This is a genomic window from Streptomyces fradiae (assembly GCF_041270065.1).
In the GTDB taxonomy this organism is placed as follows: Bacteria; Actinomycetota; Actinomycetes; order Streptomycetales; family Streptomycetaceae; genus Streptomyces.
The window spans coordinates 5807749-5830683 of sequence record NZ_CP065958.1 but is presented as its reverse complement, the minus strand read 5'-3'; the positions used below and the strand labels follow the sequence as shown (position 1 = coordinate 5830683).

The window sequence follows — 22935 nt, the reverse complement described above, 5'->3', positions numbered from 1 at the left end:
GTTGCCGGAGCCGGAGCCAGGAGACCTCACGGGATCGTCCCCGCGGGCGGCGGGGCGTACGAAGGGCCCGCGACACCGGGTCGCGAGCCCTTCCAGAGTACCTGTTGCGCGCCCGTCGGCCGCTGCCGACGAACAGCACGCCCGGTCCGTCAGCCGCTGCCCACGAACAGCACAAGCAGCAGCCACACCACCGGCGCCGTCGGCAGCAGCGAGTCCAGCCGGTCCATGATGCCGCCGTGGCCCGGGAGCAGCGTGCCCATGTCCTTGATGCCCAGGTCGCGCTTGATCATCGACTCGCCCAGGTCGCCGAGCGTCGCGCTCGCCGCCACCGCGAGGCCGAGCAGCAGACCCTGCCACCAGGCACCGTCGTCGATCAGGAACTCCATGCACAGCGCGCCCGCCGCCATCGCGAACGCCACCGCGCCGACCAGACCCTCACGGGTCTTGCCGGGGCTGATCCGCGGCGCCAGCTTGTGCTTGCCGAACCGCCAGCCCACCGCGTACGCGCCGGTGTCCGACACCACCGTGAGCAGCAGGAACGTCAGCACCCGCTGCGGACCGTCGTCCGCGGTCAGCAGCAGCGCCACGAACGTCGCCAGGAACGGCACGTAGAACGCGGCGAACACACCCGCCGTGACGTCCTTCAGATAGCCCTCGGGCGGCTCCGTCATCCGCCACACCAGGACCGCGAGCGCCGTCAGCGCCATCGCCACCCACGCGCCCTCCGGGCCGCGCACATAGCCGGCGACGACCATCGCCGCACCGCCGACCGCGAGCGGCACCAGCGGCGCCTTGATGGACTTGCGCTCCTGCAGCCGCGAGGTCAGCTCCCACAGGCCCACGACCACGGCGACCGCTATCACGCCGACGAACGCCGGCTTCCAGATGAACAGCGACGCGACGATCACCGCGCCGAGCCCCAGGCCGACCCCTATCGCCGCGCCCAGGTCACGGCCCGCGCTCTTCTTCTGCCGCGGCTGCTGCCGGGGCGAAGGAGCGGGCGGCGGCTGGGAGGGGCTGGACATGGGCTCCTGCGAGAACTCGTACGGAGGGTGCTCGTGCGTCGGATGCTCGTACTGCGGGTGCTCGTACTGCGGATGGTTCCGGGGGTGCTCGTGCTGCGGGTGCTCGTGCGGCGTCTCGTCACGGAACAGGGGACCGCTCGGCAGAGCGGCCCCCCGGTCGTGATCGTCCTGGTTGTCGCCGGCGGAAACGTCGGACACGATGGGCATGGGCCGAGTCTGCGCCGCCTGCCGCCCATCGTGGGCGGGACCCGCCGGGGCAGGCCCCTGGTCGGGTCCCCCGAAGCCGGATCCGGCCGGGGACCCCCAGGATGAGTCGTTCATCAGACCTCGAGGAGCTCGGCTTCCTTGTGCTTCAGCAGCTCGTCCACCTGCGCCACGAACTTCGCCGTGAGGTCGTCGAGCTCCTTCTCCGCGCGGCGGCCCTCGTCCTCGCCGACCTCGCCGTCCTTGACGGCCTTGTCGATCGAGTCCTTGGCCTTGCGACGCACGGCGCGGATCGAGATCTTGGAGTCCTCGGCCTTGGTCCGGGCGACCTTGATGTAGTCGCGGCGGCGCTCCTCGGTCAGCTCGGGGAAGTTGACCCGGATGATGGTGCCGTCGTTGCTGGGGTTGACGCCCAGGTCCGAGTCGCGGATCGCCTGCTCGATGTTGCGCAGCGCGCTCTTGTCGAACGGGGTCACCACGGCCATGCGCGGCTCCGGCACCGAGAACGACGCCAGCTGGTTGATCGGCGTGAGGGCACCGTAGTAGTCGGCCACGATCTTGTTGAACATCGCCGGGTGCGCACGACCGGTGCGGATCGCCGCGAAGTCGTCCTTGGCGACCAGGACGGCCTTCTCCATCTTCTCCTCGGCCTCGAGGAGGGTCTCTTCGATCACCACATGCTCCTGCGTGTCGTCGCGTTGTGTCCTGCACGGTGTACGACCGGCAGGGCTCTGTCCATCCCCCTCGCGGAGCGCGTCCCCCTCACGGAGGCGGGTACCCCGCGCGGGGCGGTTCCCGGTTCGGGTCAGGCCCGGGTGCCCTGGTCGCTCACGAGCGTGCCGATCTTCTCACCCTTCACGGCGCGCGCGATATTGCCCTCGGCGAGGAGCTCGAAGACGAGGATCGGGAGGTTGTTGTCGCGGCACAGGGTGATGGCGGTGGCGTCGGCGACCTTCAGGTCGCGGGCGAGCACCTCGCCGTACTCGAGCGCGTCGAACTTCACCGCGTCGGGGTTCCGCTTCGGGTCGGAGTCGTAGACCCCGTCGACCCCGTTCTTGCCCATCAGCAGGGCCTCGGCGTCGATCTCCAGGGCGCGCTGGGCGGCGGTCGTGTCCGTGGAGAAGTACGGCATGCCCATGCCGGCGCCGAAGATGACCACGCGGCCCTTCTCCAGGTGCCGCACGGCGCGCAGCGGGATGTACGGCTCGGCGACCTGCCCCATGGTGATGGCGGTCTGCACGCGCGAGTCGATGCCCTCCTTCTCCAGGAAGTCCTGGAGGGCGAGGCAGTTCATCACGGTGCCGAGCATGCCCATGTAGTCGGACCGGGCCCGGTCCATGCCGCGCTGCTGGAGCTCGGCGCCGCGGAAGAAGTTGCCGCCGCCGATCACGATCGCGATCTCGGCGCCGTCGCGGACGACGGCGGCGATCTCGCGCGCGATCGCGTGCACGACATCCGGGTCGACCCCGAGGCCGGTGCCCCCGGAGAAAGCCTCGCCGGACAGCTTCAGCATGAAGCGGCCGGCCTTTTTGCCGTTGTTGTCGTCGCCCTGTGCGGCGCCCTGATTCATGGAGATCTCCTCGTGCACATACGAAGAAGGCCATTGCCCTGGGGTCCTTGCGGTTTCCCGTACGGCAATGGCCTCCTCGTCAGATCTGCGGCCGTCCGGCGCGAACGCGGGCGGCTGCTTCAGACCCTACCGGGGTCCGGTGTCCGTTGCGTACGGACTCAGATGCCGACCTTGATGCGGGTGAAGCGCTTCAGGGTGACACCGGCCTCGTCCAGAACCTTCTGGACGGTCTTCTTGTTGTCCAGCGCGTACGGCTGGCCGAGCAGCGTGGCGTCCTTGAAGAAGCCGTTGACGCGACCCTCGACGATCTTCGGGAGCGCGGCCTCGGGCTTGCCCTCGGCGCGGGTGGTCTCCTCGGCGACGCGACGCTCGGTCTCGACGACCTCGGCCGGGACGTCCTCCTTGGAGAGCCACTTCGGGGCGAACGCGGCGATGTGCTGCGCGACGCCCTTCGCGACCTCGGCGTTCTCCTTGTCCAGCTCGACCAGGACACCGATCTGCGGCGGCAGGTCGGGCATGGTGCGGTGCATGTACGCGGAGACGAAGCCGTCGCCGTACTGCGCGAAGCGGTCGAGGACGATCTTCTCGCCGAGGTTGGCGTTGGCCTCGTCGACGAACGCCTGGACGGTCTTGCCGGCCTCGATCTCGGAGGCGAGCAGGGCGTCGAGGTCGGCCGGGGAGGTGGCGGCGACGTGCGCGGCGAGCGCGTTGGCGACGGCCAGGAACTTCTCGCCCTTGGCGACGAAGTCCGTCTCGCACTTCAGCTCGACCAGGACACCGGAGGTGTTGTCGTCGGCGATGAGGGAGACCACGGCGCCGTTCTCGGCGGAGCGGCCCTCACGCTTGGCGACACCCTTCTGGCCCTTGATGCGCAGGGCCTCGACGGCCTTGTCGACGTCGCCGTCGGCCTCGTCCAGGGCCTTCTTGCAGTCCATCATGCCGGCGCCGGTGAGCTCGCGGAGCTTCTTGACGTCAGCGGCGGTGTAGTTCGCCATGAGTCTGTTTCTCTCTCGAAGTCTGAAAGATCGGGCGGGTCACGGGTGGACGGCGGGGGCTTTGTGGGCCCCCGCCGTCGTCACCCGCGAGTCCTGAGGGACCGGAAGGGTCAGGCCTGCTCGGCGTCCGCGGCCGGAGCCTCGGCGGTCTCGGCAGCGGCCTCGGCCGGCTTCTCGGCCTCGGCGGCGGCCGGGGCAGCCTCGTCGGCCTTCTTCTCGCCCTCGAGCAGGTCGCGCTCCCACTCGGCGAGCGGCTCGCCCGCGGCCTTCTCGCCCGGCTTCTGGTCGCCGGTCGCGGCGCCGGAACGGGCGATGAGGCCCTCGGCGACGGCGTCGGCGATCACGCGGGTGAGCAGGGTGACGGAGCGGATCGCGTCGTCGTTGCCCGGGATCTTGTAGTCGACCTCGTCGGGGTCGCAGTTGGTGTCGAGGATCGCGACGACCGGGATGTGGAGCTTGCGCGCCTCACCGACGGCGATGTGCTCCTTCTTGGTGTCGACGATCCAGACGGCGCTCGGCACCTTCTGCATCTCGCGGATACCACCGAGGGTCTTCTCCAGCTTGGCCTTCTCGCGGGAGAGGACCAGGAGCTCCTTCTTGGTGAGGCCGGAGGCGGCCACGTCCTCGAAGTCGATCTGCTCGAGCTCCTTGAGACGCTGCAGACGCTTGTAGACGGTCGAGAAGTTGGTGAGCATGCCGCCCAGCCAGCGCTGGTTCACGTACGGCATGCCGACGCGGGTCGCCTGCTCGGCGATGGCCTCCTGGGCCTGCTTCTTCGTACCGACGAACATGATGGAGCCGCCGTGCGCGACGGTCTCCTTGACGAACTCGTAGGCGCGGTCGATGTACGACAGCGACTGGAGCAGGTCGATGATGTAGATGCCGTTGCGCTCGGTGAAGATGAAGCGCTTCATCTTCGGGTTCCAGCGACGGGTCTGGTGACCGAAGTGGACGCCGCTCTCCAGCAGCTCCCGCATCGTGACGACGGCCATGGCCATCTCCTTGGTTTCTCGGTTGTGTTCCTGACGCCCCGGCGCGCCGTGCCACGAGGGACCGAAAGGCGCTGCCACCCGTCACGAGGGACCGGTGGCGGGGCGTGCGAAGTCGACCCGGTGACCCGGGTCGCCATGGAAAGTGTACGGGACCCCGGGAGCGCCGGGTGACGCCGTTGTCCACAACCGGGTGCTTGTCCACAGATTCCGCCGATGCCCGTCATGCGGTTCCCGGCCCGGGCAACCTGCCCTCATGCCTCAGATTCCGATGACCCTGCTGAACGCGCTGTCCCTGCTGACCCTGCTCACGGCGACCTGGCCGATCGGCCCGCCCCGCCCCGACATCCTCCGCGGCTGGGAGCCCCCACCGGGCCCGTACGCCGCCGGCCACCGCGGCCTCGACCTCGCGGCCCCACCCGGCACCCCGGTCCACGCCCCCGCCGCCGGCACCGTCACCTTCGCCGGCCCGGTCGGCGGCCAGGGCGTCCTCGTCCTCACCCTTCCGGACACCGGCGACCCACCCCTCCGCACCACCTACGTCCCGGTGGACCCCCTGCTCCCCGTCGGCACCACGGTCCCCCAGGGCACCCTCCTGGCCCACGTCACCGAGTCCCCCCACTGCCCCCGCAACTGCCTCCACTGGGGCCTCCTCCGCGGCGACACCTACCTGAACCCGCTGGCCCTGCTGGGCGGAGGCCCGTCGCGGCTGCTGCCGGTCTGGGGGCACCGGCCGTTGCCTCTGCCCTGATCTGCTTGGATGCGCGGATGACCGACCCGACCACGCCCCCGCCCTGCCCGTGCGTGCTGTGCGATCCCGCCACGTCGGCGGCTCTGCGAGAACGCCCGCACCAGGAGAAGTTCTGGTCCCGGGTGGTGGCGGACGTCCGCGAGCACGGCTGGCACGTGGTGGGCGTCGGCGGTGGCGACATCCCGGACTGGTCCTTCACCGTCGGTCGGGGCGGCCACGGAGCCCGGAACGCTGCTCCCGGGCGTCATCGAGGGATACGAGGTCCGGCTCCAGCCCGTGGACTCCGGCTGGCTGCCGCGCCCAGCCCAGCCTCTGGCTGCCGGTCGACGAGCACCCGCCGGGCGTCTGGACCAGGGAGGCCGCCGAGGCCTAGGGCCTGTCGCGAAAGTGGATCTTGTTCGTTGGTGATCACGTCCGTGGGCCGTGGGGATCTGGCGAACGGACAGTGGGCCCGGCTTGACCCTCTGCTGCCGACAGGCATCAAGCCGGACCGGCCGCAGGTGTGGACGCGGCGGCAGCTGACAGACGACATACGGTGGCGGACCCGGACCGGTGCGGGCCGACGAGGCGTACGACTCCCGCCGAAACCGCTCCTACCGCGACAAGGTCGACCACAAGCAGCGGCACGCGGTCGAATGCGGCATCAACCGGCTCGAGCGCCATCGCGCGGTCGCCACGAGATACGACAGGCTTGCCGTCCGCTACGAGACCACCGTGCTCGTCGCAGTCGCTCAGGTATCGTCCGTCCCGGCTGCAATCCCGGTGCTGCAAAGACGGGCGATCGTGCAACGGACAACCGGGAGTTCCCGTTGCGTGCGCCCGTACCAACCTTCTTCAGTCACAGCCACTCGTTGAGGGCGGTTCACGCGCCGCGGATGCCGCCGAGGGCCATGGAGACGGCCGCGTTCGTGATCGTGGTCGGGTCCTCGGCCGCGCCGAGTTCGATGCGGCGGACGGCGGCGTCGACGACGCCCTGGAGGAGCATGGCTTCCAGGCGGGGCTGGGGGCGGCCCAGGGTGGTGAGGGCGGCGACGATCATGGTGACCAGGCCGCCGTGGGCGGCGCGGATCTTCTCGCGGGCGCCTTGGTCGAGCTCGCTCGCGGAGATGGCGACGACGGCGCGGTGGCGGCGGTCGCCGACCAGGTCGAGCTGGCTGCGGACGTAGGCCTCGATCTTGCCCTCGGCGGTGTCGGCGGCGGCCATGGCCGCTTCGACCTCGGCGGCCCAGACGGGGAAGTCGACGGCGCAGAGTTCCTCGACGACGGCGGCGCGGGAGCGGAAGTACTCGTAGACCGACGAGCGGGCCAGGCCCGTGCGCTCGGCGAGGGCGGGGAAGGTCAGTGCTTCCGTTCCGCCCTCGGACAGCAGGGAGCGCGCTGCGTCCAGCAGGGCGGCGCGCTGCATCGTCCGGTGCTCGGCCACGGAGGCCGCTCGAATCCTTGGCACGGCTCCACTGTACGGCGGTGGAGCGGGGTGGCGTCAGCGGCCCACGTCGGCCAGTTTGGCGCGCAGCTGGAGGACGGACTTGGTGTGGATCTGGCTGACGCGGCTCTCGGTGACGCCGAGGACGTGGCCGATCTCGGCGAGGGTGAGGCCTTCGTAGTAGTAGAGCGTGACGACGGTCTTCTCGCGCTCGGGGAGGGTGTTGATGGCGCGGGCGAGGAGCCGGCGCAGTTCGCGGTCCTCGGCGACTTCGACGGGGTTGTCGGCGGCGGTGTCCTCGAGGGTGTCCATGAGGGAGAGGCGGTCGCCGCCTTCGCCGCCGACGTGCAGGAGCTCTTCGAGGGCGACGACGTTGGCGAGGGACAACTGGCTGAAGACGGAGTGGAGTTCTTCGAGGGTGACGCCCATCTCCTCGGCGACCTCGGGCTCGGTGGGGGTGCGGCGCAGCTGGGCTTCGAGGGTGGCGTAGGCGCGTTCGACGTTGCGGGCCTTCTGGCGGACGGAGCGGGGGATCCAGTCGAGGGCGCGGAGTTCGTCGATCATGGCGCCGCGGATGCGGGTGATGGCGTAGGTCTCGAATTTGATGGCGCGCTCGACGTCGAACTTCTCGATGGCGTCGATGAGTCCGAAGACTCCGGAGGAGACGAAGTCGGCCTGTTCGACGTTGGAGGGCAGGCCGACGCTGACGCGGCCGGCGACGTATTTGACGAGGGGCGAGTAGTGCAGGATCAGCTGTTCCCGCAGCCGTTCGTCGCCGGTGTCCTTGTAGGAGCGCCACAGTTCGTCGAGCGAGGTCGGTGCGGGCGGTCGCACGGTGCCGGTGCCCCGGGCTGCTGGGGGCACCGCGGCGCGGTCAGACCCGGAGGTGTGCTGGGGCATGCGTCGCCTTGAGCCGTTCTGCTGTCGGGTGCGAAGGAGTCGTTCCGGTTGTCGGGCGGGGAATTCTCGTGAGCGTAGCGTGAGTGGGCTGTCGCGGTGAGCGAACGCCGGTGGATCGCGCCGGTCCGGGTGGCTGTGGTCGCCCGCATCTTCGAACGGGGGTCGTGGCACGCGTCGGCCCCTCGGGGGCGATCGGGTGCCCTCGGTTGCTCTTCGTCTTCACCGTCTTCACCTTTTCACCCGAATGCTCCGGGTCAAGTACCGCCATGCCGGGCGTTCGACGGTTCTGTCGGCATGTTCGTCAACCGCCAGTGGTCCTGGTGTCGCTCGACGAACCCGAGGGAGTGGAGTTCGTACAGCTTGGCGAGGGTGTGGTCGGGGTGGGTGCCGGCGCGGGTGGCGATGTCGGCGAGGGGTGCGGGGTGGTGGCCGGGCAGGGCTTCGAGGACACGGGCGGTGTCGGGGGCGAGCAGGTCGCGGGGCAGGACGGGGCCGCGGCGGGGTGGGGCGAGTTGGCCGATGTCTCCGACGAGTTCGACGATTTCGGCGGCGTCCGTGACGAGGGTGGCTTCGCCGCGGAGGAGTTCGTGGACTCCGGCGGAGAGTCCGCTGGTGACGGGGCCGGGGACGCCCATGGTGTGGCGGCCGAGGCGGGCGGCGGCGCGGGCGGTGACGAGGGAGCCGCTGCGGTATTCGGCTTCGATGACGACGGTGCCGCGGGTGAGGGCGGCGATGACGCGGTTGCGGAGGACGAAGCGGCTGCGGGTGGGGTGGCCGCCGGGTGGGAGTTCGCCGAGGACGAGGCCTTGTTCGGTGATGCGGCGGATGAGGCCGGCGTGGCCGCGGGGGTAGGGGACGTCGACGCCGCAGGCGAGGACGGCGATGGTGGCGCCGCCGGTGCCGAGGGCGCCGCGGTGGGCGGCGCCGTCGATGCCGAAGGCGGCGCCGGAGACGACGACCCAGCCGTGTTCGGTGAGGCCTGCGGCGAGGGTGGCGGCGGTGTGGGCGCCGTACGGGGTGCAGGCGCGGGCGCCGACGAGGGCGACGGAGCGGAGGGCCCAGGCGCGGAGGTCGGCGGGTCCGCGGACCCAGAGACCGATGGGGCGGGCGTCGGCGAGGTCGTCGAGTTGGCGGGGCCATTCGGTGTCGCCGGGAATGACGAAGCGTCCGCCGAGTCGGGTGATGTGGTCGAGGTGCCGTTCGGGGGTGGCGGTGCGGGCGCGGCGTCGCCAGCCGGCGAGGCGGGCTTCGCCGGTGCCGGGGAGTGTGGTGCTGTCGCGGGGGTCGGGGGCCGGTCCGGGGGTGTCGGGTTCCCAGAGGCCGGGTTCCGTGGTCCTGCCGTCCTCGTGCAGGAGGCGGAGGAATCCGGTGGCGCCGTGGTGTCGGAGGGCGCGGCCGGCGTGTTCGTCGCCGGGTTCGACGATGTGGCTGAGGGCGGCGCGGGCGAGGCGTTCCTCGTCGAGGGAGTGGGTGGAAGCCCGTTTGTCGTCGTACCGGGTCATGTCCACTCCCCCGCCCCCGCGGGTACGGGGACGCCGCGGGTGATGCCGGTGCGGAGTTCGAGGGCGAGGGCGAGGTCTTCGGGGCCGGGGCGGTCGTGGCCGGCGAGGTCGGCGACGGTCCAGGCGACGCGGAGGACGCGGTCGAGGCCGCGGGCGGTGAGCAGGCCGCGTTCGATGTCGCGTTCGGCGGCGGCGAGGGCGCCGGGGGCGGCTTGGTAGCGGGTGCGGAGTTCGTGGCCGGGGATTTCGCTGTTGACGGTCCAGGGGGTGCCGTCGAGCCGGGCGGCGGCACGGGCGCGGGCTTCCCGAACGCGGTCGGCGACGGTGGCGGTGGGTTCGCCGCGTCCGCCGTGGCCGAGGAGGTCGGAGCGGGTGACGGGTTCGACTTCGACGCGCAGGTCGACGCGGTCGAGGAGGGGGCCGGAGAGGCGGGCCTGGTAGCGGCGGATGAGGGAGGCGGGGCATTCGCAGCCGGTGCCGAGGAGGGTGTGGCGTCCGCAGGGGCAGGGGTTGGCGGCGAGGGTGAGGAGGAAGCGGGCGGGGAGGCGGACGACGCCGGCGGCGCGGGCGATGACGACGTGTCCGGATTCGAGGGGCTGGCGGAGGGCGTCGAGGACTTTGGTGCTGAATTCGGGTGCTTCGTCGAGGAAGAGGACGCCTCGGTGGGCGAGGGAGACGGCGCCGGGGCGGGGCAGTCCGTTGCCGCCGCCGACGAGGGACTGCATGGTCGCGGAGTGGTGGGGTGCGCAGTAGGGCGCGCGGCGGACGAGGGGCTCGCCGGGCGGGAGGATGCCGGCGACGGAGTGGACGGCGGTGACTTCGAGGGATTCCTGGCGGGTGAGGGGCGGGAGGATGCCGGGGAGTCGTTCGGCGAGCATGGTCTTTCCGGCGCCGGGTGGCCCGGTGAGCAGCAGGTGGTGGCTGCCGGCGGCGGCGATCTCCAGTGCGCGGCGCGCGGTGTGCTGGCCGGCGACGTCGGCGAGGTCGGGTCCGTCGGCGGGGTCGGCGGCGAGTCCGGTGCCGACGCCCGCGCCGGGGACGAGGAGTCCGGCGAGCATCGGGTCGGGGCGGCCCTCTTCGTGGGGTTCTTCTTCGGGGACGGGTTCGTCGGCGAGGACGGCGATGAGCTGGCCGAGGGTGCGGACGCCGAGGACGGATACGCCGGGGACGAGGGCGGCTTCGCCGGCGGTCTGTTCGGGGACGACGACGTGCCGGTAGCCGGCGTCGGCTGCGGCGAGGACGGCGGGGAGGACGCCTCGGACGGGGCGGACCCGGCCGTCGAGGCCGAGTTCTCCGATGAGGACGAGGTCGGCGATGCTGCGGGGGTCGATGCGTTCGGCGGCGCCGAGGACGGCCGCGGCGACGGCCAGATCGAAGCCGGAGCCTCCCTTGGGGACGGAGGCGGGGCTGAGGCCGACGGTGAGTTTCTTCTGGGGCCATTCGGCGCCGGCGTTGACGATGGCGGCGCGGACCCGGTCGCGGCTTTCGGTGAGGCTCTTGTCGGGGAGTCCGACGAGGGTGAAGGCGGCGACTCCGGCTTCGAGGTCGGCCTGGACCTCGACGACGACGCCTTCGACGCCGACGAGGGCGACGGAGCAGGTGCGGGCGAATCCCATCAGGCCACCCCCTGGGCGTGGGTGACGACGGGTGCGCCGCGGCGGGGCAGGAGGACGCCGACGAGGTCGATGCGGACGGCGCCGCTGGTGGGTCCGCCGGCGGGTCCGCCCGGTGGTCCGCCGTGCCGGTCGAGCCAGCAGGCGGCGAGGTGCCGGAGCCGTTCGGCCTTGCGTGGGGTGACGGCTGCCATCGGGTGTTCGAAGGCGCCGTCGCGGCGGGTCTTGACCTCGCAAATGACGAGGGTGTCGCCGTCGCGGGCGACGATGTCGATTTCTCCGGTCCGGCCGCAGCGCCAGTTCCTGGCGAGGATGTGCAGGCCGGTGTCGGTGAGCCGGCGGGCGGCGATGTCTTCGCCGTACCGTCCGAGTGCTCGGGTCGCGTTCATGCGGTACCACCTCCGGCACCGACTGTGACGCATTGTCACGCTGCGTGTGCACGGCTGTGGACAACCCACCGCTTGTGGAAAACCCCCTCCCTCTTTCGAGGGATTGCGGTGCGACCCGGGTCAGCTGCCGGGGAGCTCCAGGTCCGTCTTGTTGAGCTCCTCGATGTTGACGTCCTTGAAGGTGAGGACGCGGACCTGCTTCACGAAGCGGGCGGGCCGGTACATGTCCCAGACCCAGGCGTCGGCCATGGAGACCTCGAAGAAGACCTCGCCCTGGACCGAGTGCACCTGCATCTCGTAGTCGTTGGTGAGGTAGAAGCGCCGCTCGGTCTCGATCACGTATTTGAACAGCCCGACGACGTCGCGGTACTCCCGGTAGAGCTTCAGCTCCATCTCGGTCTCGTACTTCTCGAGGTCCTCGGCGCTCATGGCATGTTCCCCTTCAGCCGTGCGTCCCCCTATTGTGCGCCAGTCGCCCGGGCCCCTAAACGATTTCCGGGGCCAGATCGAGCGGCGGGCTCGGGGGTCCTTCGTCGAGCAGTGTGTCAAGCAGCTCGGCGAGTCTGTCGGGGTACACCGTCTCACGGGCCACCGACAGTTCGGCGGAGGTCCACCATCTCAGGCCGGAGACGCTGCGGGTCTCCAGCTCGGTGAGGCCGCTCGGGGCGGTCGCCGTCTGGGTCGTACGGGCCAGGTAGTACCACTCGTCCTGGTCCCAGCGGCGGCCGGCGAACGGGAACGAGCAGTAGCGCCGCCACAGCACCGGCCCGAGCTCGATGTCGGTGATGCCGGTCTCCTCGGCGAGTTCGCGCAGCGCGGCCTGCTCGCGGCTCTCGTCGCCCTCCAGGCCGCCGCCGGGGGTGAACCACCAGGTCCGGTCGGGGTCGTCGGGCTCGTGCCCGTGCAGGAGGAGGATCCGGTCGTCGGGGTCGAGCAGCACGACCCGCGCCACCCGCCGGACCTCCGCCGCGCCGGCCTCCGGCCCCGCCGCGCCGCCGCGAGCGATGTCCGTGCCCGCCGCGCCTCCGCGCCCGGTCGCCGTGTCCGCCGTACCCGCGCGCCCGATCGCCGTGTCCGCCGCGCTCTCGCGGCCGCCGCTCTCCGTCATGCGCTCACCGCGTCCCTCTCCCCCACCCCCGCCTTCGTCTTCGGCGGCGCGGGCTTGCGGCCGCCGCCGATGCGCCGGGCCACCGGCCCGTACGCGGCACCCGCCAGGATCAGTACACACCCGGCGACGATCGCGGTGAAGAGCGGCACGACCGGGCCGGGCGTGGAGATGCCGCCGGGCAGGGCGGCGAAGCCGGCGGGCCGTTCCACGACGCCCGGGGCGGGCCAGGCGACAGCGTCGACCCGGCCGAGGACGGACGAGCGGGGTACGAAGCCGTGGGAGGCGTCCTGGAGGTGGGCGCGGGAGTCCAGCGAGTTGTGCCGCTCGTCGCCGAGGAGGAAGAGGCTTCCCTCGGGCACGGTCACGGTGAACTTCTCCGCGGAGGGGGTCTTCCCGGCGCGCAGGTAGGTTTCGTCGACCGGTTTGCCGCCGAGGGTGAGCCGCCCGTCGGTGCCGCAGCAGGCGAGAGTGTCGCCGCCGACGCCGACGACCCGCTTGACCATGGGCACGTTGCCCCACAGCGGGTCCTGGAAGACCACGATGTCGCCGCGCTGCACGTCGGCGCCGTCGACGCGCTCGGCGAGGACCTTGGAGCCGACCTCGAGCGTCGGGGTCATGGAGTCGCTGGGCACGGTGTACGGCTGGTAGAGCACCGCGCCGGCGACGAAGCCGCCGAGGAACAGCACACAGCCGACGGCCACGGCGAGCCCCGACAGAACACTGCCGAGGCGGCCGCGGCCGTCCTTGGTACGCGATGAACGCGCTGCGGGCGATGTGCGCGGTGTGACGCTCATGGGCACCTCGGGGGATCCGCGGACCGTCCGTGCGACGGTCCGGGACGGCACCCTACCCGCGGGTCACCTCTCCGCGGTATGGCTGACGGTCTCCGCGCCGTGGTCGGCGTTCTGCTCGCCGTGGCCGGCGCTCTGCTTCCTGCGCCGCCGCCACAGGACCAGCGGCAGCGCTCCGGCGAGGCCGAGGGCGGCCGGGGCGGCGCCGGGGGCCGCGGCCAGCGCCTGGTTGAGGCCGGGCTGGTCGAAGGTGTCCGGGACGGGCAGGGTGGACCAGCGGGTGACCGGCCAGGCGATGACCACGGCGCGGCCCACGACCTCGTCGTTGGAGACCGTGCCGCCGCCTGGGAGCTCCATGTGGAAGCGGGAGTCCAGCGAGTTCTGCCGGTTGTCGCCCATCACCCAGATGCGGCCCTCGGGAACCTTGACCGGGCCGAACGCCGGGTCGCAGGGCACCGAGCCGGGGTGCAGGTAGGCGCTCTCGTCGAGCTCCTTGCCATTGACGACGACCTTGCCGCCCTCCTTGCAGGAGACGGTGTCGCCGCCGACCGCGATGACCCGCTTGATCAGGTCCTTCTCCTCGGCGGACGGCATGAGGCCGATGAAGCTGAGGACCTTCTGCACGACGTTCGGCTCGGGGGTGTTGGCCTCTTCCAGCCAGCCGCCCGGGTCGTGGAAGACGACGACCTCGCCGCGCTCGGGCTCCGAGCCGAACCACGGGGTGAGCTTGTCGACGAGGACCCGGTCGCCGCGCTGCAGCGTGTTCATCATCGAGTCGGAGGGGATCGAGAAGGCCTGCACCAGGAAGGTCTTGATCAGCAGCGCGAGCACGAGCGCGATGCCGATGAGCAGGGGCAGTTCCTTCCAGAAGGAACGGGGCCGGTTCGGGCCGCGGCCGCCGTGCCCGGAACGCTCGTCGTCGCCGTCCCCGTCGCCGTCCCCGTGGTCGCCGGAGCCGCCGTCGGCGGGGCCGTCCACCGGACCCGTGCCCGGGTCCGTACCGCCCTGGTCAAAGCCTCGGTCAGGACCCTGCTCGGGGCGCTCGGGGCTCGCGGAGCGCTCGGGCCTCTCGTCGGGCTCGTCGTGTCCTGATCGCGCGCCGACGGCCAAATCCCCCACATCCACTCCTCAGTCCGTGCCACCGCCCGTCCCGGAACAGGGACAGGCCCACCACTCCCATAACGAGCAGAAGTTCCGCAGGGGTCGGGAGCCCGGGCAATCCGTTGAGATTGCGCTGGGACACCCTATGCGACAGACCTGTGGATTCGGCCGCGGCCGCCCCGTGCCCCGCAGCCGGATCCGGGTTCGTGTTCGGGTTCGCGTTCGGGTTCGGATCCGGTACGGAGGCGAAGGTGGCGCGCTCCTCGAGCCGGCGCCAGTGGCCGACCGGCCAGGCGATCACCACGGCCCGGCCGACGATCTGGTCCACGGAGACCGTGCCGTGCTCCGGCTCGTCGAGGTGGAAGCGCGAGTCGGCGGAGTCGGAGCGGTGGTCGCCCATCACGAAGACCCTGCCCGCCGGGACCTTCACCTCGAACGGAATCGTCGAGGGCACGTTCCCGGGGTGCAGATACGGTTCGTCCAGCGGTACGCCGTTGACCGTGAGCCGCCCGTCGGCGCCGCAGCACTTCACCGTGTCCCCGCCGACCGCGACGACCCGCTTGATCAGGTCCCGCTCGTCGGCCGAGGGCAGCAGGCCGATGAAGGTCAGCGCCTGCTTGAGCTGCTTGACGCCCACCGGGTCGTCGGACGGCGGCGCGGTCTCCTGCTGAAGCCAGTTGCCAGGGTCCTTGAACACCACGACGTCGCCGCGTTCCGGCTGGGCGCCGAACCAGGGTGTCAGCTTGTCGACCAGCACCCGGTCGTCGATCCGGATGGTCTGCTCCATCGAGCCCGAGGGGATCACGAAGGCCTGCACCAGGAAGGTCTTCAGGACCAGTGCGATCAGTACGGCGACGGTGACGAGCAGCGGGATCTCGGTGATCGCGGAGCGCCGCCGGCGCCGCTTGACCTTGCGGGCGAGCTTGCGCCGCTCGGCCCGCCCCGCGGGCGCGCGGCCCCCGTCGTCCGGCAGCCCGGAGCCCTCGGCGGCGCCCGGGGTGCCGCGGCGGCCGGCGGGGGCCTTGCCCCGCCTACCCATGCCCGCCCGGTCCCGTCCACTGCGGTACGGCGTCGAAGGCGTCGGTGTCCGGGACGGTGGACCAGCGGCCGACCGGCCAGCCGATCCAGTCGGCGCGGCCGATGACCTGCTCGACCGGGACCACTCCGCCGCCGGGCTGGCCGAGGTGGTCGCGGGAGTCGCTGGACTGGCTGCGGTGGTCGCCCATCACCCACAGGGTGCCGTCGGGGACGACGATGTCGAAGGGCACGTCGGAGGGGCGGTCGCCGAGCTTCACGTACGTCTCGGTCACGGGCACGCCGTTGACGGTAAGCCGGCCGGCCTTGTCGCAGCAGACCACCCGGTCGCCGCCGGTGCCGACGACCCGTTTCACGAAGTCGGTCTCGTCGGGCTCGGCGAGGCCGAGGGCGGCGGCCGCGTCGTGCAGCAGACCGGTGACCGGGTTCCCGGCGGGCTGTTCCTGGACGAAGGAGCCGGTGCCGTCGAAGACCACCACGTCACCGCGGCGCGGCTCATTGCCGAAACGGTACGCCAGCTTGTTGACCAGGATCCGGTCGCCGACCTGGAGGGTGGGCTCCATCGAGCTGCTGGGCACCAGGAAGGGCTGGAGCACGAAGTGGCTGAAGAGCAGCAGGAAGACCATGCAGGCGACGCCGATGAGGCCCGTACGCCGCCAGGTCAGCACCCCGCCCGGCTGCTCGCTCTCCTCCGACGCGTCCTCCGGGTCCCCCTGCTCCTCCGGGTCCTCCGGTCCCTCCGGCTGCGCCGCCCCGCCCTCGGGACCCGCTTCGCCGTCGGGCCCGGAAACGCGCGCGGAGCGCGACCGCTCCTCCTCGCCGGAGGAGCGGTCGCGCTCCGTGTGCTGTGCTTCGGTGTCCATCGGGGGCGAGCCTATCCCGCCACCCTGTGGGCCGATGCTCAGTTGTCGCGCTTCTCCTTGATCTTGGCAGCCTTGCCGCGCAGCTCACGGAGGTAGTAGAGCTTGGCGCGACGGACGTCACCGCGGGAGACGAGCTCGATCTTCTCGAAGATCGGGCTGTGCACCGGGAAGGTGCGCTCGACGCCGACGGAGAACGAGACCTTGCGGACCGTGAAGGTCTCGGAGACGCCCGAGCCCTGACGGCGGATGACGACACCCTTGAACTGCTGGATGCGGGAGCGGTTGCCCTCGATGACGCGAACGTGGACGTTCACGGTGTCGCCGGGGCGGAAGGCCGGAACGTCGGAACGCAGGGTGCCGGCGTTGACCTGGTCGAGCAGGGAGGCCATGGAGGTCTCTTTCCTCGCTGATGCCACAGGTCATCAGCGGTACGTACGAACGGATGGAGAGGGTCGTCCGTCCCTGGCAGGCGTCCATCCCCCTGTGGCAGGGGCGCGCGCCGGACGTACGACAGCGGCCTATTCTTCCACGGCCTCCGGCCCGCGCCAAAATCGGCCGCCGGGCTCGGGGGCCCAGCCAAGCATGGAGAGGATCTCCCGGTCCTTCTTGTCGAAGGCGGCCGGGTCGGTGCGCTCGACGAGATCGGGGCGGTGGGCGACGGTACGGCGCAGCGCCTCGTCCCGGCGCCAGCGGGCGATCTTGCCGTGGTGGCCGCTGAGCAGCACGTCCGGGATGCCGCGGCCGCGCCACTCCGGGGGCTTGGTGTAGACGGGGCCTTCGAGGAGGTTGGCCATGGCGCCGGGGGCGAAGGAGTCGTCCTGGTGCGACTCGGCGTTGCCGAGGACGCCGGGCAGCAGGCGGGCGACGGCCTCGGTGATCACCAGGACCGCGGCCTCGCCGCCGGCCAGGACGTAGTCGCCGATGGACACCTCGTAGACCGGCATCCGGGTGGCGTACTCGTCCATCACGCGCCGGTCGATGCCCTCGTAGCGGGCGGGCGTGAAGATCAGCCAGGGCCGCTCGGAGAGCTCGACGGCGAGTTCCTGGGTGAAGGGGCGGCCGCTGGGGGTGGGCACGACGAGGACCGGGCCGTGGGCGCCGGCCTCGAAGCCGTCGGCGAGGGTCTGGTCGAGGCAGTCGCCCCAGGGCCCGGTCTTCATGACCATGCCGGGGCCGCCGCCGTACGGGGTGTCGTCGACGGTGTTGTGGCGGTCGTACGTCCAGTCCCGCAGGTCGTGGACGTGCACGTCGAGCTGGCCGCGGGCGCGGGCCTTGCCGACCAGCGAGACGTTCAGCGGTTCGAGGTATTCGGGGAAGATCGTGACGACGTCGAGGCGCATCAGACCGCGTCCTTGCCGGAGTCGTCGGAGCCGTCGGAATCGGCGCCCTCGTCACCCTGGTCCTCGTCGCGCGACGAGTCGATGACGGCCTGGCTGTCGTCGATCAGTCCGGGCGGCGGGGTGATGACGGCACGCTGGTTCTCCAGGTCGATCTCGGTGACGATCTCCGAGACGAAGGGGATCATGACCTCGCTGCCGTCGGGCCGCTCGACGATGAACAGGTCCTGGGACGGCAGGTGGGAGATCTCGCTGATCACGCCGATCTCGGTGCCGTCGGCGAGGACGACGTCGAGGTCGACCAGCTGGTGGTCGTAGTACTCGTCCTCCTCCTCGGGCAGCTCGTCGGGGTCGACGTCGGCGATGAGGAGGGTGTTGCGCAGGGCCTCGGCGCCGTTGCGGTCACGGACGCCCTCGAAGCGCAGCAGCAGCCGGCCGCTGTGCACCCGGCCGGTCTCGATGGTGAGCGGCCCGGCGGAGGCCGGGTCCGTGTGCAGGACGGCGCCGGGTCCGAGCCGCAGCTCGGGCTCGTCGGTCCGCACCTCGACGGTGACCTCGCCCTTGATCCCGTGGGCGCGGCCGATCCGCGCGACTACCAACTGCACTGATAACACTCCTGTCGATACGGCAACGGGCCGGGGCGGGCGCGTGCGCCCTCCCCGGCCCGTGCCGGTGTCAAACTTTCAGCGGACCTGGTCCACGTCGACGAGGTCGACGCGGATGCCGCGGCCGCCGATGGCACCCACGACGGTGCGCAGGGCGCGCGCGGTGCGGCCGTTGCGGCCGATCACCTTGCCGAGGTCGTCCGGGTGGACCCGGACCTCGAGAACGCGACCCCGGCGCAGGTTGCGCGAGGCGACCTGCACGTCGTCGGGGTTTTCGACGATGCCCTTCACGAGGTGCTCGAGAGCCTCCTCGAGCATGATCAGGCCTCGGTCGACTCGGTGGACTCGGCCGCGGCCTCGTCCGCCTTCTTGTCGGCCTTCTTGGCCTTCTGGGTGATGGCCTCACCCTTGGTGTCGTCACCCTCGAGAGCCTTGGCGAACTCGTCGAAGGAGGCGCGCTTGGCTTCCTTGGTCGCCGGGGCCAGCAGCGGCTTCTCCGGGGCCGGGAGGCCCTTGTGCTTCTGCCAGTCGCCGGTGAGCTTCAGGATGGCGAGAACCGGCTCGGTCGGCTGGGCGCCGACGGACAGCCAGTACTGCGCACGCTCGGAGTCGACCTCGATGCGCGACGGGTTGTACGTCGGGTGGTAGAGGCCGATCTCCTCGATCGCACGACCGTCCCGGCGGGTGCGGGAGTCGGCGACGACGATGCGGTAGTGCGGCTGGCGGATCTTGCCGAGGCGCTTGAGCTTGATCTTGACTGCCACTGGAGTGGTGTCTCCTGAACTTGACGTGGTTGGGCACTTGAGATGCCACGTGGGGTTGCGGTACTCGGGTGCCCGATGGACGCGTCAGCCGGAGGAGAGAGGGGTCCTGTGCGACTGTCGAGTACAGCTAGCCATTGTGCCACACCCCGGAGGGTCAGCTTGCGGCGCCCACGGTCTCGCCGACGCTGTCCGGGATGCGGAAGGGCTTTCCGCAGCCGCCGCACATGATGGGCGCCTGGGCGAGCACGGAGGGCACCACGCGCACATTGCGCCCGCAGTCGCAGACGGCCTTCACGCGCACGCCGCCGCCCGAGGAGCCGTGCCGGGCGGCCGGTCCGCGGAAGGAACGCTTGGTGTCGGCGGCGGTGGCGACGGTGTGGGCCTTCAGGGCGCGCTGGAGCCGCTCGATGGTGGTGCGGTAGCGCCGCTTGGCCTCCGGGTTCAGGGTGACCAGGGAGAAGCCGCTGCTGGCATGCGGTTCCTCGGGGTGGTCGAGGCCCAGTTCCTCGGCGATCGCGAGGAATCTGCGGTTGTGATAGCGGCCGGCGCGGGAGGTGTCGCGGACTCCTCGGGCGGCTGCGATGCCGTGGACTGCCTCGTGGAGCAGTCGCTCGAAGGAGAGCTCGGCGCCGCAGGCGGACGAGGACTCTCCGATCAGGGACTCGGGCGCGGCAAGGTCCGGCAGCTCGGGGTGGTGCCGCTGAATGTCGGCCCACGCCTGTGCCAGCTCTGCGGCGAGAACAGGTGGTGTCGTGCTCACGTCGGGTACAACGAGCCGGATCCCTTCCGGGTTCCATTCCGGGGCAACTGAAATATTTTGCACGTACCCGTCAGTCAAGACGGCTTCCCTTCGCGTCGGACGGCACTGCCGGGCGGGGTGTGCGAGGGACAGTACCGGGCGTCTGCCCGAACTCGGGCATCACCCCCCGCCGATGGCCGAAGCTCGACGTCGGCCGACGGCGACCCACCCGTGTCTCGTGGGCGACTCGTCCGTCGCGAGCACTGGACGGGGAGCGCGTTGCGCAGTTCCCTGGCTACGGGGGGTCGTCGTCCGTGTACGCATCCGAGTTCCGAGTACGGATAGGGGCGCTTTCCATGACACCTACGCTCGTCCCGCACCATCCCGCGCGCGACTGGGCCGAGATCCAGGAACGGATGCTGGTCCCGCTCTACGAGGCGGTGTACGACCGGATCGGCGTGGGGCCCGGGTCGCGTGTCCTCGGCCTCGGCTGCGGCTCCGGACTGGCGCTGCTCATGGCGGCGGGCCGGGGGGCGCGGGTGGCCGGCGCGGACCCGGACCCGGCGCGCCTGGCGCTGGCCCGGGAGCGGCTGCCCGAGGTGCCGCTGGCGCTGTCGGGGCTGCCGGAGGGCGGTCCGTACGACGTGATCACGGCGCTCCACGGGGCGGCGGCGCTCGGCTCGAATCCGGCGGCCGTCACCCGGCTGGCGGAACGGGGCGGGGCGATCGTGCTGGCGTGCTGGGGTCCGGCGGAGCGGTGTGCGACGGCGTCGGTGCTGCGGGTCGCGGCGCGGCTCGCGGGCTGGGGTCCGGCGGAGCGGAAGGGCCTGGAGGCGGCGGTGGCCGCGGCGGGGCTGTCGGTGGCGGGTTCGGGCCGGGTGGCGTGCCCGTTCGGCTACGCGGACCGGGACAGCGCGGTGCGGGGGCTGCTGTCGACGGGCGAGTTCGACGCGGCGCTGGCGGCGACGGATCCGGACCAGGTGGAGAAGGAGCTCCTGGAGGCTCTTGAGCCGTATGTGCGCGGGGACGGGACGGTGTGGATGCCGAACGTCTTCCGGTACGTGGTGGCGCGCACGCCCTGACGTGCCGGGCGTCCGGCCGCTCAGGGCCCGGCCCGCGGGGTCACCCCTCCCGCTCTTCTCACCCCTCCCCCGTCACCCTTCCTCCCCCTCGCCCTTGGCCAGGCGCGGGATGCCCGCCGCCCGGTAGGCCTGGTCCTCCTCCAGGGTCTCGTTCTCCAGGAGGGCCGCGGCGAGGGCGTCGAGCTTGGCGCGGTGCTCGCCCAGCTGGCGTACGGCGCTCGCGTAGCACTCGTCGACGATGCGGCGCATCTCCTCGTCGACGGTGTCGAGGGTGGTGGGGGCGGCGGAGAGTCCGTAGGCCTGCTGGGCGTCGGCGGGGATGGCGGTGAGGCGGCCGACGCGTTCGCTCATGCCCCAGCGACCCGCCATGCCGCGGGCGATGTTGGTGACCTGTTCGAGGTCGCTCTCGGCGCCGGTGGTGATGACGCCGAAGACGACCTGTTCGGCGGCCATGCCGCCGAGGGCGCCGATGATCCGGCCCCGCAGATAGTCCTCCGTATAAGCGTATTTATCGGACTCGGGTGTGGACAACGTGACACCGAGGGCGCGGCCGCGCGGCACGATGGTGACCTTGCGGACGGGATCGGCGCCGGGCTGGAGCATGCCGAGGAGGGCGTGGCCGCTCTCGTGGTAGGCGGTGCGGCGGCGTTCTTCGAGGGGCATGACGAGGGGGCGTTCGGCGCCGAGCTGGACCTTTTCGAGGGCGTCGGAGAGGTCGGAGCGGGTGACGGTCTTCTGCCGGCGTTTGACGGCGAGGAGGGCGGCCTCGTTGGCGAGGTTGGCGAGTTCGGCGCCGGTCATGCCGGGGGTGGTCTTGGCGACGTGCTGGAGGTCGACGTCGTGGGCGAGCGGGATCTCGCGGGTGTGGATCCTGAGGATGGCCTCGCGGCCGCCGCGGTCGGGCGGGTTGACGTGGACGATGCGGTCGAAGCGCCCGGGGCGGGTGAGGGCGGGGTCGAGGACGTCGGCGCGGTTGGTGGCGGCGAGCACGATGACGCCTTCGGAGCCGGTGAAGCCGTCCATCTCGGTGAGGATCTGGTTGAGGGTCTGTTCGCGTTCGTCGTGGCCGCCCATGCCGGAGCCGGCGGCGCGGGCCCGGCCGATGGTGTCGATCTCGTCGATGAAGATGATCGCGGGGGCGACCTTGCGGGCCTCGGCGAAGAGTTCGCGGACGCGGGAGGCGCCGACGCCGACGATCATCTCGATGAACTCGGAGGCGGAGGCGGAGAAGAAGGGCACGCCGGCCTCGCCGGCGACGGCGCGGGCGAGGAGGGTCTTGCCGGTTCCGGGCGGGCCGGCGAGGAGGACACCGCGGGGCATCTTGGCGCCCATCTCGCGGTAGGCGCCGGGGTTCTTGAGGAAGTCGACGACGTCGTTGAGTTCACCCTCGACCTCGTCGATGCCGGCGACGTCCTCGAAGGTGGTGCGTTTGCCGCCTTCCAGCTCGACGGGCTTGGGCGGGGCCTTGCGGCCGAGCATGCCGCCGGCGCCGCCCATGCCGCCGCTCATCCGGCGGGCGATGAACACCCACAGCAGGACGAGGAGGAGCATCGGGGCGAGGGAGATGAGGAGATTGGCCAGGAAGCTGCGTTCCTGGACGACGGGCTCGGCGGTGACGGTGACGTTGTTCTTGCTGAGCTGGGCCCACAGCTCGTCGTCGGCGAAGGCGGGCCGCTGGGTGGTGAACTTGGTGTAGTCGCCGTCGCCGCCGGGGACGGGCTGTTTGTTCTTGAGCTGGCCCTGGATGGCGTCGCCCTTGGAGTAGATCTTGGAGACGTTGCCGGCGGCGACCTGTTTGTCGAACTCGGTGTAGGAGATCGTCGGCCCGTCCTTCTCGTTGAAGAAGGACAGCACGAGGTTGGCGATGAGGTAGACGACGAGCGCCATGAGGATGAGGCCGCCCCAGCCTCCGGGCATCTTCTTCCGGGACGGCGCGGGCGGCGGTGCCCCTTCCGAGCGCCAGGGCTGATCGGTCCGGTCGCGCGGCGGTACGGGGTTGGCCACGGGCTCTCCTCGGGGCTCGGGGCGGCAGTGGCCCCAGTATCGAAGAACCGGGCAATCACGGCATTACGGGTGGGCCGAGCGAACGAAAAGAGGCCCGCGGCGGTTTCGCACCACCACGGACCCCTCACGGACCCCTCGTCGGGCG

At 71.4% G+C, this 22935-nt stretch carries 25 protein-coding genes; 2 read left to right on the top strand and 23 right to left on the bottom strand.

Features of this window, described 5'->3' with window-relative positions; genetic code table 11:
• Window positions 1-149 precede the first annotated feature (149 nt).
• The 5 genes from JAO84_RS26765 to rpsB form a co-directional block, all read right to left on the bottom strand.
• Window positions 150-1346 (bottom strand): phosphatidate cytidylyltransferase, encoded by a 1197-nt coding sequence (locus tag JAO84_RS26765; RefSeq protein WP_370415106.1) that lies wholly within the window; start codon window positions 1344-1346, stop codon window positions 150-152.
• The gene (frr, locus tag JAO84_RS26760; protein ID WP_370415105.1) at window positions 1346-1903 is read right to left on the bottom strand and encodes a ribosome recycling factor; all 558 of its coding nucleotides are present in this window, start codon (window positions 1901-1903) and stop codon (window positions 1346-1348) included. The genes JAO84_RS26765 and frr overlap by 1 nt, the downstream gene beginning before the upstream one ends.
• Before the next feature lie 131 nt (window positions 1904-2034).
• On the bottom strand, window positions 2035-2799 hold the full coding sequence (gene pyrH, locus JAO84_RS26755; protein ID WP_265864596.1) for a UMP kinase: 765 nt from the start codon (window positions 2797-2799) through the stop codon (window positions 2035-2037).
• A 158-nt stretch (window positions 2800-2957) separates the two neighbouring features.
• Complete coding sequence (tsf, locus tag JAO84_RS26750) at window positions 2958-3794, bottom strand: translation elongation factor Ts (protein ID WP_265864597.1); 837 nt, start codon at window positions 3792-3794, stop codon at window positions 2958-2960.
• A 110-nt stretch (window positions 3795-3904) separates the two neighbouring features.
• Window positions 3905-4786, bottom strand: a complete 882-nt coding sequence (gene rpsB / locus JAO84_RS26745) for a 30S ribosomal protein S2 (protein WP_265864599.1) — start codon at window positions 4784-4786, stop codon at window positions 3905-3907.
• A gap of 253 nt (window positions 4787-5039) precedes the next feature.
• Here rpsB and JAO84_RS26740 point away from each other — a divergent pair, with 253 nt between their 5' ends.
• The gene (locus tag JAO84_RS26740; protein ID WP_370415104.1) at window positions 5040-5534 is read left to right on the top strand and encodes a M23 family metallopeptidase; all 495 of its coding nucleotides are present in this window, start codon (window positions 5040-5042) and stop codon (window positions 5532-5534) included.
• An 862-nt stretch (window positions 5535-6396) separates the two neighbouring features.
• On the opposite strand, the gene JAO84_RS26735 is transcribed toward JAO84_RS26740, so the two are convergent.
• The 17 genes from JAO84_RS26735 to JAO84_RS26655 all read right to left on the bottom strand — a co-directional run bounded on the left by JAO84_RS26735 (window position 6397) and on the right by JAO84_RS26655 (window position 19725).
• The gene (locus tag JAO84_RS26735) at window positions 6397-6957 is read right to left on the bottom strand and encodes a TetR/AcrR family transcriptional regulator (protein ID WP_370416876.1); all 561 of its coding nucleotides are present in this window, start codon (window positions 6955-6957) and stop codon (window positions 6397-6399) included.
• 57 nt (window positions 6958-7014) lie between these two features.
• Window positions 7015-7857: an RNA polymerase sigma factor WhiG gene (gene whiG, locus JAO84_RS26730; protein ID WP_370415103.1), complete on the bottom strand. Its 843-nt coding sequence runs from the start codon at window positions 7855-7857 to the stop codon at window positions 7015-7017.
• A gap of 254 nt (window positions 7858-8111) precedes the next feature.
• Entirely contained in the window at window positions 8112-9359 is a 1248-nt protein-coding gene (dprA, locus tag JAO84_RS26725) for a DNA-processing protein DprA (protein ID WP_370415102.1), read from the bottom strand.
• The gene (locus tag JAO84_RS26720) at window positions 9356-10975 is read right to left on the bottom strand and encodes a YifB family Mg chelatase-like AAA ATPase (protein WP_370415101.1); all 1620 of its coding nucleotides are present in this window, start codon (window positions 10973-10975) and stop codon (window positions 9356-9358) included. The genes dprA and JAO84_RS26720 overlap by 4 nt, the downstream gene beginning before the upstream one ends.
• Window positions 10975-11361 (bottom strand): YraN family protein, encoded by a 387-nt coding sequence (locus JAO84_RS26715; RefSeq protein WP_370415100.1) that lies wholly within the window; start codon window positions 11359-11361, stop codon window positions 10975-10977. The genes JAO84_RS26720 and JAO84_RS26715 overlap by 1 nt, the downstream gene beginning before the upstream one ends.
• Window positions 11362-11481: 120 nt before the next feature.
• Window positions 11482-11790 carry a DUF2469 domain-containing protein gene (locus tag JAO84_RS26710; protein ID WP_008737534.1) on the bottom strand — a complete coding sequence of 103 codons (309 nt, stop codon included), beginning with the start codon at window positions 11788-11790 and terminating at the stop codon, window positions 11482-11484.
• A 55-nt stretch (window positions 11791-11845) separates the two neighbouring features.
• Window positions 11846-12469 carry an NUDIX hydrolase gene (locus tag JAO84_RS26705; RefSeq protein WP_370415099.1) on the bottom strand — a complete coding sequence of 208 codons (624 nt, stop codon included), beginning with the start codon at window positions 12467-12469 and terminating at the stop codon, window positions 11846-11848.
• Entirely contained in the window at window positions 12466-13263 is a 798-nt protein-coding gene (lepB, locus tag JAO84_RS26700) for a signal peptidase I (RefSeq protein WP_370415098.1), read from the bottom strand. Before lepB (JAO84_RS26700) ends, JAO84_RS26705 begins: the two co-directional genes overlap by 4 nt.
• A gap of 63 nt (window positions 13264-13326) precedes the next feature.
• Entirely contained in the window at window positions 13327-14370 is a 1044-nt protein-coding gene (gene lepB, locus JAO84_RS26695; RefSeq protein WP_370416875.1) for a signal peptidase I, read from the bottom strand.
• Entirely contained in the window at window positions 14282-15400 is a 1119-nt protein-coding gene (lepB, locus tag JAO84_RS26690) for a signal peptidase I (RefSeq protein ID WP_370415097.1), read from the bottom strand. Before lepB (JAO84_RS26690) ends, lepB (JAO84_RS26695) begins: the two co-directional genes overlap by 89 nt.
• Complete coding sequence (gene lepB, locus JAO84_RS26685; protein ID WP_370415096.1) at window positions 15393-16259, bottom strand: signal peptidase I; 867 nt, start codon at window positions 16257-16259, stop codon at window positions 15393-15395. Before lepB (JAO84_RS26685) ends, lepB (JAO84_RS26690) begins: the two co-directional genes overlap by 8 nt.
• A 38-nt stretch (window positions 16260-16297) precedes the next feature.
• Window positions 16298-16648, bottom strand: coding sequence for a 50S ribosomal protein L19 (gene rplS, locus JAO84_RS26680; RefSeq protein WP_265864619.1), 351 nt, complete (start codon window positions 16646-16648; stop codon window positions 16298-16300).
• A 129-nt stretch (window positions 16649-16777) separates the two neighbouring features.
• Window positions 16778-17599 carry a tRNA (guanosine(37)-N1)-methyltransferase TrmD gene (gene trmD / locus JAO84_RS26675; RefSeq protein ID WP_370415095.1) on the bottom strand — a complete coding sequence of 274 codons (822 nt, stop codon included), beginning with the start codon at window positions 17597-17599 and terminating at the stop codon, window positions 16778-16780.
• Complete coding sequence (rimM, locus tag JAO84_RS26670; RefSeq protein ID WP_370415094.1) at window positions 17599-18201, bottom strand: ribosome maturation factor RimM; 603 nt, start codon at window positions 18199-18201, stop codon at window positions 17599-17601. The genes trmD and rimM overlap by 1 nt, the downstream gene beginning before the upstream one ends.
• Window positions 18202-18279: 78 nt before the next feature.
• Window positions 18280-18519, bottom strand: coding sequence for an RNA-binding protein (locus JAO84_RS26665; RefSeq protein ID WP_056566048.1), 240 nt, complete (start codon window positions 18517-18519; stop codon window positions 18280-18282).
• Window positions 18520-18521: 2 nt separating this feature from the next.
• Complete coding sequence (rpsP, locus tag JAO84_RS26660) at window positions 18522-18965, bottom strand: 30S ribosomal protein S16 (RefSeq protein ID WP_265864622.1); 444 nt, start codon at window positions 18963-18965, stop codon at window positions 18522-18524.
• 154 nt (window positions 18966-19119) lie between these two features.
• On the bottom strand, window positions 19120-19725 hold the full coding sequence (locus JAO84_RS26655; RefSeq protein ID WP_265864623.1) for a hypothetical protein: 606 nt from the start codon (window positions 19723-19725) through the stop codon (window positions 19120-19122).
• A 335-nt stretch (window positions 19726-20060) separates the two neighbouring features.
• Between JAO84_RS26655 and JAO84_RS26650 the strand changes: the two genes are divergently transcribed.
• Window positions 20061-20786, top strand: a complete 726-nt coding sequence (locus tag JAO84_RS26650) for a class I SAM-dependent methyltransferase (RefSeq protein WP_370415093.1) — start codon at window positions 20061-20063, stop codon at window positions 20784-20786.
• A 72-nt stretch (window positions 20787-20858) separates the two neighbouring features.
• Here JAO84_RS26650 and ftsH read toward each other — a convergent pair whose 3' ends face one another.
• Complete coding sequence (gene ftsH / locus JAO84_RS26645) at window positions 20859-22790, bottom strand: ATP-dependent zinc metalloprotease FtsH (RefSeq protein ID WP_370415092.1); 1932 nt, start codon at window positions 22788-22790, stop codon at window positions 20859-20861.
• Window positions 22791-22935 lie beyond the last annotated feature (145 nt).